The organism is Acinetobacter sp. 1294596, from assembly GCF_000582925.1.
Classification (GTDB): domain Bacteria; phylum Pseudomonadota; class Gammaproteobacteria; order Pseudomonadales; family Moraxellaceae; genus Acinetobacter; species Acinetobacter radioresistens.
In genome coordinates, this window is sequence record NZ_JFCC01000039.1 from 16,402 (window position 1) to 29,376 (window position 12,975).

13 protein-coding genes and 2 tRNA genes are annotated in these 12,975 nt (G+C 39.5%); 9 read left to right on the forward strand and 6 right to left on the reverse strand.

Features of this window, described 5'->3' with window-relative positions; genetic code table 11:
- The first annotated feature begins 7 nt into the window (after positions 1–7).
- Together folP and J502_RS12410 are read left to right on the forward strand one after the other, a co-directional pair.
- The gene (gene folP, locus J502_RS12405) at positions 8–859 is read left to right on the forward strand and encodes a dihydropteroate synthase (RefSeq protein WP_005015682.1); all 852 of its coding nucleotides are present in this window, start codon (positions 8–10) and stop codon (positions 857–859) included.
- A 64-nt stretch (positions 860–923) separates the two neighbouring features.
- Positions 924–1,238 carry a DUF5713 family protein gene (locus J502_RS12410; RefSeq protein WP_005015680.1) on the forward strand — a complete coding sequence of 105 codons (315 nt, stop codon included), beginning with the start codon at positions 924–926 and terminating at the stop codon, positions 1,236–1,238.
- 465 nt (positions 1,239–1,703) lie between these two features.
- On the opposite strand, the gene J502_RS12415 is transcribed toward J502_RS12410, so the two are convergent.
- Both J502_RS12415 and J502_RS12420 read right to left on the reverse strand, forming a co-directional pair.
- Positions 1,704–1,789, reverse strand: a tRNA-Leu gene (locus tag J502_RS12415).
- Positions 1,790–1,801: 12 nt separating this feature from the next.
- A tRNA-Cys gene (locus J502_RS12420) sits at positions 1,802–1,875 on the reverse strand.
- A gap of 152 nt (positions 1,876–2,027) precedes the next feature.
- Between J502_RS12420 and folD the strand changes: the two genes are divergently transcribed.
- Both folD and J502_RS12430 read left to right on the forward strand, forming a co-directional pair.
- Positions 2,028–2,876, forward strand: coding sequence for a bifunctional methylenetetrahydrofolate dehydrogenase/methenyltetrahydrofolate cyclohydrolase FolD (folD, locus tag J502_RS12425; protein ID WP_034684315.1), 849 nt, complete (start codon positions 2,028–2,030; stop codon positions 2,874–2,876).
- A 315-nt stretch (positions 2,877–3,191) separates the two neighbouring features.
- Positions 3,192–3,860 carry a class I SAM-dependent methyltransferase gene (locus tag J502_RS12430; RefSeq protein ID WP_005015675.1) on the forward strand — a complete coding sequence of 223 codons (669 nt, stop codon included), beginning with the start codon at positions 3,192–3,194 and terminating at the stop codon, positions 3,858–3,860.
- A 36-nt stretch (positions 3,861–3,896) separates the two neighbouring features.
- On the opposite strand, the gene J502_RS12435 is transcribed toward J502_RS12430, so the two are convergent.
- Together J502_RS12435 and J502_RS12440 are read right to left on the reverse strand one after the other, a co-directional pair.
- On the reverse strand, positions 3,897–4,325 hold the full coding sequence (locus J502_RS12435; protein ID WP_005015673.1) for a hypothetical protein: 429 nt from the start codon (positions 4,323–4,325) through the stop codon (positions 3,897–3,899).
- 230 nt (positions 4,326–4,555) lie between these two features.
- Positions 4,556–6,385, reverse strand: coding sequence for a phosphoenolpyruvate carboxykinase (GTP) (locus J502_RS12440; protein ID WP_005015671.1), 1,830 nt, complete (start codon positions 6,383–6,385; stop codon positions 4,556–4,558).
- Between the two features lie 397 nt (positions 6,386–6,782).
- Here J502_RS12440 and J502_RS12445 point away from each other — a divergent pair, with 397 nt between their 5' ends.
- From J502_RS12445 to groL, 4 genes are all read left to right on the forward strand, one after another.
- Entirely contained in the window at positions 6,783–7,721 is a 939-nt protein-coding gene (locus tag J502_RS12445; protein ID WP_005015668.1) for a diacylglycerol/lipid kinase family protein, read from the forward strand.
- Entirely contained in the window at positions 7,702–8,475 is a 774-nt protein-coding gene (locus J502_RS12450; protein ID WP_005015666.1) for a metallophosphoesterase family protein, read from the forward strand. Before J502_RS12445 ends, J502_RS12450 begins: the two co-directional genes overlap by 20 nt.
- A gap of 184 nt (positions 8,476–8,659) precedes the next feature.
- Positions 8,660–8,950, forward strand: coding sequence for a co-chaperone GroES (locus tag J502_RS12455; protein WP_005015665.1), 291 nt, complete (start codon positions 8,660–8,662; stop codon positions 8,948–8,950).
- 58 nt (positions 8,951–9,008) lie between these two features.
- On the forward strand, positions 9,009–10,643 hold the full coding sequence (gene groL / locus J502_RS12460) for a chaperonin GroEL (RefSeq protein ID WP_005015664.1): 1,635 nt from the start codon (positions 9,009–9,011) through the stop codon (positions 10,641–10,643).
- A 140-nt stretch (positions 10,644–10,783) separates the two neighbouring features.
- On the opposite strand, the gene J502_RS12465 is transcribed toward groL, so the two are convergent.
- A complete protein-coding gene (locus J502_RS12465) occupies positions 10,784–10,996 on the reverse strand; it encodes a hypothetical protein (protein ID WP_005015663.1) in 213 nt (70 codons plus the stop codon).
- Positions 10,997–11,495: 499 nt separating this feature from the next.
- On the opposite strand from J502_RS12465, the gene J502_RS12470 reads away from it, so the two are divergent.
- Positions 11,496–12,692, forward strand: coding sequence for a phospholipase D-like domain-containing protein (locus J502_RS12470; protein WP_283202005.1), 1,197 nt, complete (start codon positions 11,496–11,498; stop codon positions 12,690–12,692).
- On the opposite strand, the gene J502_RS16675 is transcribed toward J502_RS12470, so the two are convergent.
- On the reverse strand, positions 12,652–12,975 hold a 324-nt coding region (locus tag J502_RS16675; RefSeq protein ID WP_155757379.1), incomplete at its 5' end, for an IS3 family transposase. The genes J502_RS12470 and J502_RS16675 overlap by 41 nt on opposite strands.

Consider the following 12,975-nt stretch of genomic DNA (forward strand, 5'->3'; position numbering starts at 1 on the left):
GAGACCAATGCGGCTAATGCCATTACCTAAACAGACTTTACAATGCAAGGATGTAAGTCTGGATTTAGCTCGCCCGCATATTATGGGGATTTTAAATGTTACTCCTGACTCTTTTAGTGACGGCGGAAAATATAAGCATAAAGAACAAGCTCTCCAGTATGCTTTGCAGATGATAAGAGATGGGGCAACTATTATTGATATTGGAGGGGAATCTACTCGGCCAGGTGCTACTCCAGTATCGGTTAAAGAAGAGCTTCAACGTGTAATTCCTGTAGTGGAAGCTTTGGCGCAACATGATGTAATTATATCTGTTGATACCAGTGAGCCTGAAGTAATCCGCCAGGCAGTGAAGAAGGGAGCCCATATCTGGAATGATGTGCGGGCATTGAGTCGCCCAGATGCACTTGCAGTGGCGGCAGAGCTGGATATACCGGTAGTCATCATGCATATGCGTGGTGAGCCTACCACAATGAACCAGCTGGCCAATTATGAAGATGTAGTTGAAGAAGTGCTTCGTGAGTTGACTGTAAGAGTTGAGGCGGCTATCGCAGCAGGAGTGCGGGCAGATAATATCATTATTGATCCAGGCTTTGGCTTTGCCAAGAATGTTAGCCATAACCTGAAACTGTTGCAGGATTTCTGGCGGCTTAATGAATTAGGTTATCCGATTCTATCTGCACTGTCACGTAAGCGCTTCATTGGTGAGGCCCTAGAGGGTGCAGAGGTGAAAGATCGTGTAATTGGCAGTGTCACAGCGCATCTTCTGAGTATACAGCAGGGGGCATCTATCGTAAGGGTACACAACGTGAAGGCTACCAGTGATGCGATTAAAATCTGGTGTGCTACACTATCTGCCTGATGGTTTCTATATTTGACTGAATCCGGGTTCTTTAGGCTCGGATTTTTATTTTTGAGAATAAGTAATGAATGATGAATTATTAACTCCTATGTTTGAGGATGAATACTATCCTGATGAGCTGGTATCACGTATTAAACAGTTGCTGCTACAGTTTTCTGAAAAAATTACAGCAAGTTCTTTGAGTCAGACTGATATATATTCTTCCGCTCAGGAGATCATAGTTCAAATCAATAAAATGAAACCCAAGTTTGAGCAGATGGATTCATCTCTAGATGATGCAGCAGCTGATTATATTGCTGAGGCTATGATGATGGTGGTACAGGAGGCTGGTTATCTAGATATTGATATGGAAGAACTGGTTGCCAATAGGGAGTGGTAAGATAATTTTATTGCAAGGCCTTATGGTTTTTTGAGGACATTCTATAGTTGGCAGTATTGTCCTGAATGTTTTTCTGCAATCCTGTCATCGTTAAATATAATATTTGCTCCACTTAAGGGTATACATCCTTAACTTTTGCCGGAATTATCACTCTTGTTTTCTCATGGTTATTTATTTCCTTAATTATTAAATTTTAAAGCACAGTAGCTGTGACTGAGAGTACAGCACTGTGATATGCGATGATTATCTACTTGATGAGCTATTTTTTAAATAATTCCAGAACTTATATTTAAAAATGTCTGAATACTCAAGCTACTAAACTGTTGAGGTACAAGAGCAGGAAATCGTAATTTGAATAAACTTGATCATTGTAAAATTTATATTTTTATATTCAAGAATTACAGGCATAAAAAAACCAGCTTGATGCTGGATTCTTTATTGCACCATTTTATATTAGCTTTAAAATGGTGCCCGGGGCCGGACTCGAACCGGCACGCTTTGTGGGCGGGGGATTTTAAATCCCCTGTGTCTACCTATTTCACCACCCGGGCGTTACACAAGATTGGAGGCGGAGGTCGGAATCGAACCGGCGTACACGGAGTTGCAGTCCGCTGCATGACCACTCTGCCACCCCGCCATCTCTTGGTGATGCACATATTAGCAATCTTTGAAAAAAAAACAATAGGATGTATGGTGAATATGCACATAAAAACAGCAACTAAAATAAAAACGGTTAAATAATCATGTATTATGTGCAAAATTGATTCATATCCACTTGGGAGATGTGCTGTGGCATTGGTTTTAGACGGTCGTACACTGGCGAAACAGATAGAAGCTGACTTGTTGCAACGTGTAGAGGCGTTAAAGACAAAAACAGGTCGTACGCCAATTCTGGCAACTATCCTGGTAGGAGATGATGGTGCTTCAGCTACTTATGTACGCATGAAAGGGAATGCCTGTCGTCGTGTTGGTATGGATTCTCTTAAAGTGGAACTGCCAAAAGAAACAACTACCGAGCAGTTACTGGCAGAAATTGAAAAGCTAAATGAAAACCCTGATGTACATGGTATTCTGCTTCAGCATCCTGTTCCGGAACAGATTGATGAACGTGCCTGTTTTGATACCATATCGCTAGAAAAGGATGTAGATGGCGTGACTTGCTTGGGTTTTGGTCGTATGGCAATGGGAGAGGCTGCCTATGGCTCTGCAACACCTGCTGGAATCATGGCGATCTTAAAAGAAAATAATATTGAAATTGCAGGTAAACATGCCGTTGTTGTAGGCCGCTCTGCTATTTTGGGCAAGCCAATGGCAATGATGTTGCTTCAGGCTAATGCTACAGTGACGATTTGCCATTCACGTACACAGAACCTCTCTGAATTTGTTAAGCAGGCTGACATCCTTGTAGGGGCTGTTGGAAAAGCCGAGTTTATACAAAAGGAATGGATCAAGCCGGGTGCTGTGGTGGTTGATGCTGGTTTTCATCCGCGTGATGGCGGTGGTGTAGGGGATATTCAACTAGCAGGTATTGAAGAGCTTGCTTCTGCTTATACTCCTGTTCCAGGTGGCGTAGGGCCAATGACAATCACGACTTTAATTCGCCAGACAGTTGAAGCTGCTGAGAAAGCATTGGCTTGATTTTAAGAGCATTATTAAAAGCTATGTAAATATCAAGTTTGCATGGCTTTTATTTTAATAAAGCTTTTAAAACTATTTTCATCGCCTGTTTATCCTGATCTTTATTTGAATTAATCGGCTGTTCACTTTATTTCTGTTTTGAAAAAGGCAGAAAAACTATCTGCGAAACTCTTTAAAAAGTATTAAAAAAATTATAGGGCGCAGAATTATTCTTTTATTATAAATTCTGCCTTTAAGCAGTGGGGTATGGACCAGAGTGCGTATCATATTAAGCTTTAATAACTTTGAATCGCTTTAATAAAGGTTAAATTTTTGATGAGTTGTACTTTTCAACTGGCTAAGGCTCCTGAGCATCTTCTTCAAGCTTTACATGAGGTTATACCACAGTGTGAACTACAGGCACAGCAATTACCTGAAACCCCTATTTTATTATGGTTAATACCGCCAGTTTTTCCTACTGGCCGCCTCGATGATGAGGTTATTCGACGTATCTGGAATGATACGCCTTACTGGATTTTCTGCTGGGCTTCAGGACTTGCTATGGCACAGTGGTTGCTTGCCGAGCCACAGCATGTCAAAGATAAAGTGGTATTGGATTTTGGTGCCGGTTCTGGAGTAGTAGCTATTGCCGCTAAAATGGCAGGTGCCAAACAGGTAATCTGTTGTGATATCGATCAGGTCAGTCTGGCGGCTTGTCGCGAGAATGCAAAGCTTAATGATGTCGAGCTTGAGTATTTGGATGACTTGTATAAGGCAGAGCAGGTTGATGTGCTATTAGCGGCTGATGTACTTTACGATCAGAGTAACCGCTTCTTTCTGGATGAATTTCTGAAATTCACTTCAACGGTCTGGGTGGCAGATAGTCGGGTAAAAAACTTTAGTCACTCTCGTTACTGCAAAACTGAAGAACGTAGTGCCACCACCTGGCCAGACCTGGATGAAGCTAAAGAATTTCGCAATGTCAGCTTTTATAAGACGTTATAAGTTTAAATAACGTCTGAGCTGATAAAACATAAAATATTACGAACAGGTATAGCGAATGACGCGTAGAGTTGCAGGCTTGGCTTCAAGCGCCTGTCGAGTTGCGTAATCTTCACTGTTATTTAAACTTGGGGTATCAGATAAACTGAATGAGGCCCGGCTCTGGCCGAGTTGTATACCATAATTGTCCTGCTGGGTAGCAGCAGGATTTGGAATCTCATTGGCGCTTAATACTGAAATTTTATAAGTTTTACCAGTACCTAATACTTGCTGACAAGCCATCTGCAATTTATTTTCATCTATAGACTGGTTGGCACGTAGTGCCAAAGTATAGGCAATAGTCGCTGATTGGGCAGACTTGTTCTCGATCTGATAGCCTGTAATACCATTGTACTGGCGAGGGCTAGTCTGGCATGCCGTTATAATAAAACATAATGGTAAAGTAACCAATAAAGTTATTTTCTTCATAATTAGAAAGCCTTTTATCCTTATAGGTTCAAGTATGGCATAGAACTAGCGGAAATAAGCAATCTTAGGGCTGATATGCTTCAGTAAGCTGAAGAAATTTTAAGTAAATGTTAAAGACATCAATTTAATGGGTAAATGATAATAGCAATTTTTCTCTGGTAATTGATCAATAGAGCTTGGATGAAATTAAAATAAAAAAGGCCGCAATTGCGACCTTTTTTTTCATTGATTTAAACTGATTTTACAGCATCAAGCAGCTGATTCTGACGGTCTTTCAGTGCTTGTGGTAAACGGTCACCTAACTTGCTGAATAGCTCAGTATGGCTTTCCAGTTCTTTAATCCACTGGTCTTTATCTTGAGAAGTTACAGTATCAAACTGTTCTTTGCTAAAGTCTAGACCAGTCCAGTTGAGCTGTTCATAAGTTGGAACATAGCCAATTGGAGTTTCAACTGCACTTGCACGACCTTCACAACGGTCAATAATCCACTCTAGAACACGCATGTTCTGGCCAAAACCAGGCCATACAAAGTTGCCTTCAGCATCACGACGGAACCAGTTTACATTGAAGATTTTCGGTAAATGGTTGCCATGTGCTTCAGCTTGCGCAGCAACTTTTTCGCCCATGCTTAGCCAGTGGCCAAAGTAGTCGGCCATGTTGTAACCAGCAAATGGAAGCATTGCAAACGGATCGCGGCGTACGATGCCTTGTTGACCTACAGCTGCAGCAGTGGTTTCTGAACCCATGGTTGCTGCTTTGTATACACCATCTACCCAGTCAAAAGCTTCTGAAACTAAAGGTACTGTATCGGCACGACGTCCACCAAAGATAAATGCAGAAATAGGTACGCCTGCCGGGTTTTCCCAGTCTGCATCAATAGAAGGGCACTGAGCTGCTGAAACAGTAAAGCGGGCATTCGGATGCGCAGCTTTTTCGCCTTCTGCATGAGGCTGTCCTTTCCAGGTCGTAAGATTTGCTGGAATTTCTTTAGACAGACCTTCCCACCATACTTCGCCATTTTCAGTCACAGCAACGTTAGTATAGATGACGTCTTTATGCAGCGTTGCCATGCAGTTCGGGTTAGTTTTAGTATTGGTTCCAGGTGCTACACCAAAGAAACCAGCTTCTGGATTAATTGCATACAGGCGGCCATCTTCACCTGGTTTGATCCAGGCAATATCATCGCCTACAGTTTCAATTTTCCAGCCTTCATAACCCGCAGGTGGAATCAGCATGGCAAAGTTCGTTTTACCACAGGCTGACGGAAATGCTGCAGCGATATAGTGTTTTTCGCCCTGAGGGTTGGTTACACCCAGAATAAGCATATGTTCTGCTAGCCAGCCTTGGTCACGACCCATGACAGAGGCAATACGAAGTGCCAGACACTTTTTACCAAGTAATGCGTTACCACCATAACCAGAACCGTAAGACCAGATTTCACGGGTTTCTGGGTAATGAACAATGTATTTCTCTTTATTGCATGGCCAAGAAACATCTTTTTGACCTTCTGCAAGCGGTGCACCTACTGTATGCACACATGGAATAAATTCGCCATCAGTACCTAACACATCATAAACGGCTTTACCCATACGAGCCATTTTAGTCATGCTCACTGCAACATAAGGAGAGTCGGTCAATTCAATACCGATATGTGCAATGTGGCTGCCCAGCGGGCCCATAGAGAAAGGTACGACATACATGGTACGTCCAGCCATGGCACCGTCAAACAAACCATTTAGTTTGGTACGCATCTCGGCTGGAGCTTCCCAGTTATTGGTCGCACCGGCATCTTCTTGCTTTTCAGAACAGATGTAAGTACGGTCTTCAACACGAGCAACGTCGGAAGGATCAGAATTTGCAAGATACGAACCAGGATGTTTTTCTTGGTTTAATGCTTTCATAGTGCCGTTAGCAATCATCAGGTCAATTAGACGTTGATATTCTTCGTCGCTACCGTCACACCATTCAATTTTTGCAGGTTTCGTTAATTTTGCAATTTCTTCAACCCATGCAATAAGCTTAGGATGACGAACGAATTCTGGTGCGTTCACTTGGGTCATGGTGAGGCCTATTAAAAATATGTACAAAGTACAAGTACAAATTCGTCTGTCTAAACAAGACAAACAAAATGAATAAAAAAAGTGGCAGTATTAAAGCATAAATTAATAAAAAAAATAAGACTAAAGGCTGAAAGTAATTACATAGATATCTTTATATAAATATCCTTAAAATCAATATATTAAATTAGATTAAGAAATTTATATCAAATTATTTTTAATAAAAATATATGGTATTTTTTTAAAAAATTTTATTAAAAATAAAATGATTACGTTAAAAAAAATTGAATTTACTATTATTGGTAAAATAAATCATACTCATTTAAATTTTACATAATGCCTATTTTAATTGTCTATTAATTGGACGAAATTAGAGCAACTACTTTAATTTTTATTGTTTATGAATGAGCAATTGCGCCCTTTAACCATTATTTATAACAGAAATTCTGGTTTTCATGCAGCCCGTCGCGATGAGCTTTATGAAGAAATATTAACTCAACTCAGTACACATGGCTTCGAAATTCAGGTCTTGGAATTACATTCAAACTCAGATTTTGACCGGCTGATGCAGGATGTACTGGATCGTCATTTAAATGGGCCAGATGTAGGGGTTGTGGTCGCAGCTGGGGGGGATGGTACTCTAAATGCAGTAGGGGCAAAGTTATTGCATACTGACATACCGCTAGGCTTATTACCTTTAGGGACATTTAATTATGTCGCGCGGGCCCTGAATATTCCTTTAGATTTGCTTGAAGCTACAAAGGTAATTATTTCTGGTCGGCCTCAGGCGATTCATGTGGCAAAACTTAATAATCAGATTTATTTGAACAATGCAAGTCTAGGATTATATCCACTCTTTATTAAGCGAAGGGAGGCATATAACCAGCGGTTTGGCCGCTTTACATTTAATGCATATGCTTCAGCTCTGGATGTTATGATTCGAGATCGCAAAGCTTTAAAACTGACTTTAGAAGTGGATGGTAAAAGATATCCCTTAAATACGCCGCTGGTCTTTTTTGGTAATAATCAACTTCAGCTACAGGAAATGCGTCTGCGTGTTGCTAACTGTGCGGCAGCTGGCCGGGTTGCCGGTGTGGCTGTAGCAAATACTGATAAAAGAACTTTGTTTAAACTGCTATTTCAACTGATACAAGGCAAGCTTGAACAGGCTTCACAGGTCTATAGCTTCTGCGCAGATCAGGTTCAGGTACATGCAGCTAAAAAAAATATTAAAGTGGCGATTGATGGAGAAATTGTCGAGTTGCAGACACCTTTAAAAATTACAGTTGAAAAAAATGCGCTTAACATAATGGTGCCCTATGCTGCTCCATCTCTCTGATCTGCATTTTGGTACCGAGCGGCCAGAATGTATAAAGGCCTTACGAGTATTCTGTAAAGAGCAACAACCTGAAGCTCTCGTGGTAAGTGGGGACCTGACTCAACGTGCCCGGTTTACGCAGTTTTATTATTGTAAGCAGTTTTTAGAGAGTCTCCAGATTCCTTATCTGGTTGTACCTGGCAATCATGATATACCACTTTATCATTTGTGGAATCGTGTCTTTAGCCCGTTTACCTGTTACCAGTATTTTTTCGGTAATTTGGAAAATGTACTAGAAACCGAACACTTTTATGTTATTGGAATCAATAGTGTAAGACGGCGTTATCATACACGTGGTCATGTCTCACTAGAGCAAATTCATGAAACCCGTGAGAAACTAGAACAGGCCCCCTTACATAAACTTAAAATTATTACGTCACATCAGCCGTTTTATACTGAACCTGACGACCCCCATGGTTTAAAAGACTGTCCGGTACTCGGCCGTATGGCTCTAGAGGTTTGGGGACAATATAAATTGTTTGGTATTTTACATGGCCATTTACATAAAACCGCGATCTATGATCTGACCCGACTGTATAATTTAAAAGTTGATCATCCTATTTATAATATTCATGCCGGTACTGCGACTTCCTGGCGCTTGCACAAGAACCTGCCGAACAGTTTTAACACTGTTTCAATATCTGGTGAAATTCTGCAATACTGGTTTAATGAAGAGAGTCAATCATTTGTTTTACGGACAGATGTGATTAAATAATTACCCAAGATCTGTCGAGCGGTTAAAAAAAATACAAAAATACAAATTTTTTTTATTTTCCCCCTTGAAGCGTTTTTTTCTATCCCCACAAAAGTGTCATCAAAACACTTTAGGTTATTACTTAGACTTATAAATAAAGTAATAACTGATTACTTAAAAAAGACTTAGTCTGATGGAGTTAATTATGAGCAATATTCGTCCATTACATGACCGTGTAGTAGTTCGTCGTGTAGAAGAAGAAACAAAAACTGCTGGTGGTATTTTATTGCCAGGTTCTGCGGCAGAAAAACCTTCTCAAGGTGAAATCATTGCAGTGGGTAATGGTCAAATTACTGATAATGGTGTACGTGCACTTGACGTAAAAGTTGGCGACAAGGTTCTGTTTGGAACTTATGCCGGTACAACTGTAAAAGTAAATGGGGAAGAGCTTCTTATTATGAAAGAGTCTGACATCCTTGCGGTGTTAGAAGGCTAATTTACGTTTAACTCATTTGTGATCAGATCAAGTATTTCTTAAAAAATTGGAGTTAAAAATGTCAGCTAAAGACGTAAAATTCGGTGATTCAGCCCGTACAAAAATGATTGCTGGTGTAAACACTCTGGCAGATGCTGTTAAAGTAACTTTAGGTCCTAAAGGCCGTAATGTAGTGATTGACCGTTCTTTTGGTGCACCGCATATTACTAAAGACGGTGTAACCGTTGCTAAAGAAATTTCTCTAAAAGATAAATTCGAAAATATGGGCGCACAGCTCGTACGTGAAGTATCTTCAAAAACCAATGATATCGCGGGTGACGGTACAACAACCGCAACTGTACTTGCGCAAGCAATACTGAATGAAGGCATTAAATCAGTAACTGCGGGTATGAACCCAATGGACCTGAAACGTGGTATTGATCTTGCAGTGAAGACTGTAGTTGAAAATATCCGCGCTACAGCGAAGCCAGCAGATGATTTTAAAGCTATTGAACAAGTGGGTTCAATTTCAGCAAACTCTGATGAGACTGTAGGTAAGCTGATTGCTCAGGCAATGGAAAAAGTCGGTAAAGAAGGCGTAATTACCGTTGAAGAAGGTTCAGGCTTTGAAGACTCACTTGATGTTGTAGAGGGTATGCAGTTTGACCGCGGTTATATCTCTCCATATTTTGCAAACAAGCAAGATACTCTGACGGCTGAGCTGGAAAATCCGTTCATTCTTCTGGTTGACAAAAAAATCAGTAATATCCGTGAACTGATTACTGTACTTGAAGCTGTTGCAAAAACAGGTAAGCCGTTACTGATCATTGCAGAAGACGTAGAAGGCGAAGCGCTGGCAACTCTGGTCGTAAATAACATGCGCGGTATTATCAAAGTGTGTGCAGTGAAAGCTCCTGGCTTTGGCGACCGCCGTAAAGCCATGCTGCAAGATATTGCTATCCTGACTGGTGCAACCGTAATTTCTGAAGAAGTGGGTATGTCTCTTGAGCAGGCTAACCTTGAAGATCTGGGTACTGCACATAAAGTTACTGTATCTAAAGAAAATACAGTGATTGTTGATGGTGCAGGTAATGCTGATGCAATTGCTGAGCGTGTACAGCAAATCCGTGCACAGATCGAAGAATCTACATCTGAATACGATAAAGAAAAACTTCAGGAACGCGTTGCTAAGTTAGCTGGTGGTGTAGCAGTGATCAAAATTGGTGCTGCAACTGAAGTTGAAATGAAAGAGAAAAAAGACCGTGTAGATGATGCATTGCATGCAACGCGTGCTGCGGTTGAAGAAGGTGTAGTTGCTGGTGGTGGCGTAGCGCTGGTTCGTGCTGCAAAAGCACTTGATGGCCTAACTGGTAACAATGATGACCAGAATGTAGGTATCAATATTCTGCGCCGTGCTATTGAAGCACCACTTCGTCAAATTGTTTCTAATGCAGGTGATGAGCCTTCAGTAGTAATCAATGCAGTGAAGAGCGGCGAAGGTAACTATGGTTATAACGCAGCTTCAGGTGAATATGGCGACATGCTGGAGATGGGTATTCTTGACCCTGCAAAAGTAACGCGTTCTGCGCTTGAACATGCTGCTTCTGTTGCTGGCCTGATGCTGACCACTGAATGCATGATTACTGATATTCCAGAAGACAAACCAGCTGTGCCAGATATGGGCGGTATGGGTGGCATGGGCGGCATGATGTAATCTGCCTATGCTGTGATTAATGCTTTGTAATTTATATATTTATTCATAAAATTTTTATAAGTTACTCACAGTGTTACTCACAAAATAATTTGTTGTAAAAAAAGGTCGCTATTTTAGCGACCTTTTTTATTCTAGCTTTTTCAAATGGGCTCAAGATAAGTTTCTGAGCTTGTGATGCAAGCAAGTACATAACTATTCAGCCAAAAATTTTTACGACCATCCTTGATCGGTGACTGTATACGTCCATCTTTGATACGTTGATAGAGCTCTTTTTCACTGATATTCATGCGTAGTGCAAATTCAGCGGTAGAAACCCGTCGTTCAGTATTGGTGAGGTCTATTGTAAATCCCATACCATTCCCCTGAATTAATGACTAATAACAGAAAACAAATGATGTTTGAGAGATAGATTAAAGTAATCTATTAAAAATATTGCTAAATCAAGCATTTCAATTCCTATATGCTAGTGTTTAAAGTTTTTAATGCACATCATTTCTTTATGAATTCATCATATGAAATATGTCATTTAGATAAACATATCAGGATTAAATTTTGAAAAATGGTATTTATGCAAAACTTCAAAAAAATGGTTTATCTAAAAACTTGACTGAAATTTTAAAATGTTTGTAGTGATTGGTAATTTAGTTATTTAAGTAAATCCTCCAAGAAGTTGACTTGTAAGATCTATGAAGTTGATTGAAATGAAGAATAGAGGTTAATTTCTGGCGAAGAAAGGTAACTTTTTATGTTTAATAAAAAAATAGGTAGTCTATTCAAAATTATAAATTAAAATGCAATTAAGTCTACTGTGATGAAGCTTAAGTTTTTAAAGTAAAAGCATATTTTGAAAATATACATAATATTATTCTTACCTATCTACGTGCTGCTGAAAAAGAAATAAAAGTTGCTGTTGCTTGGTTTACAGATCCAGAATTATTTAATGAATTATGTAAGAAAGCACAACAGGGTGTAAATATAAAGGTAATACTTATAAAGGATCAGATAAATTGTGGGCAAGGTAAGCTCAACTTTTTTAGATTGAAAAATTATGGTTGTCAGGTTGAATTTTTAGACGTTGAAAAGTTCAATAAGATGCATCACAAATTTTGTGTGATTGATGAAAGTGTTGTGATCACTGGCTCTTATAATTGGACGAATCAAGCACGAAAAAATAATGAAAACATTACTGTAATTGAGGGAAATATTCAGATTTGTCAGGATTATCTAGATATTTTTTCAAAATTAATAAATCCATCTTCAAACCACATAGCAAATAACGTATCACCAAATGCAGTTAAAACTAGGTTAGAAATTATAAAGAATAGTATTTTACTTAATGAAATTGAGAGTGTTGCAGCACAGATAGTAAAGTTAAAGCCAGTGCAAGCCATATACTCTCTAGATAATATTATAGATTGCTTAGATCATCATGAGTACAAAAAAGCAGTGGAGGAAATAACCCTCTATCTTAAAAACTTCACCGCATTAACTGTCAGTGAAGATAATGAAATTCATGAATTAAAATTCGAATTGAAAATTCTCGAACTCCGACTCGAATCAATCACGAACGAACAGGCTGATATTGAGCGTGATTTAGTCCTATTCAATCGTAGACAGCATGAAATTCTAGGATTTGTCACAAAACAAATTCTTCAGGCCAAGGCTGAATATTTCAAATACATTTCTGATTGTGCCGAGAAAAACAATGATGAATCGGCTCGTTCAAAAAAAGATGAAGCCGATGAAGCGGAACAGGACTTTAATGACTATTCTCATGAGTATGAGGAACTAAGCCAAACAAGAGTTGATAAATTGGATGAAGTATCAGAAAAAGAGCTGAAAAGCATGTTTAGGAGAGCATGTAATCTCTGTCACCCAGATAAAGTTCCAGAGCATCAAAAAGCAGAAGCTAGTGAAATCTTTATAAAACTTAAAGAAGCTTATGATAGTAATAATGTAGAAGAAGTCGAAATTATTTATTCCAACTTGCAAAAAGGTCAATTTGATCCTAGACAGTATCGTGGACAACCAGCCCCTCTAAACTTTTAATATATTTCTGTTCAAAGGCTTCTGGACTTAACCAGCCGTTTGCAGAATGTCTTCTGACCCGATTGTAATAAATTTCAATATAGTCAAACAAGACAGCATTCGCTTCTTTTCGAGTCGAAAACACACTGCCATGTACCACATGACCTTTTAATGTATGAAAGAAGCTTTCAGTCACTGCATTATCCCAACAGTTTCCACGTCTAGACATACTCTGAGTACAATCATTTGTCAGTAACAGCGCTCTAAAATCACGACTACAGTACTGTGAACCTTGGTCTGAATG

Coding starts and splice junctions, on each gene's coding strand:
- folP (WP_005015682.1), top strand. CDS start 8: ATGCGGCTAATGCCATTACCTAAACAGACTTTACAATGCAAGGATGTA.
- J502_RS12410 (WP_005015680.1), top strand. CDS start 924: ATGAATGATGAATTATTAACTCCTATGTTTGAGGATGAATACTATCCT.
- J502_RS12430 (WP_005015675.1), top strand. CDS start 3,192: ATGAGTTGTACTTTTCAACTGGCTAAGGCTCCTGAGCATCTTCTTCAA.
- J502_RS12435 (WP_005015673.1), bottom strand. CDS start 4,325: ATGAAGAAAATAACTTTATTGGTTACTTTACCATTATGTTTTATTATA.
- J502_RS12440 (WP_005015671.1), bottom strand. CDS start 6,385: ATGACCCAAGTGAACGCACCAGAATTCGTTCGTCATCCTAAGCTTATT.
- J502_RS12445 (WP_005015668.1), top strand. CDS start 6,783: ATGAATGAGCAATTGCGCCCTTTAACCATTATTTATAACAGAAATTCT.
- J502_RS12450 (WP_005015666.1), top strand. CDS start 7,702: ATGCTGCTCCATCTCTCTGATCTGCATTTTGGTACCGAGCGGCCAGAA.
- J502_RS12455 (WP_005015665.1), top strand. CDS start 8,660: ATGAGCAATATTCGTCCATTACATGACCGTGTAGTAGTTCGTCGTGTA.
- groL (WP_005015664.1), top strand. CDS start 9,009: ATGTCAGCTAAAGACGTAAAATTCGGTGATTCAGCCCGTACAAAAATG.
- J502_RS12465 (WP_005015663.1), bottom strand. CDS start 10,996: ATGGGATTTACAATAGACCTCACCAATACTGAACGACGGGTTTCTACC.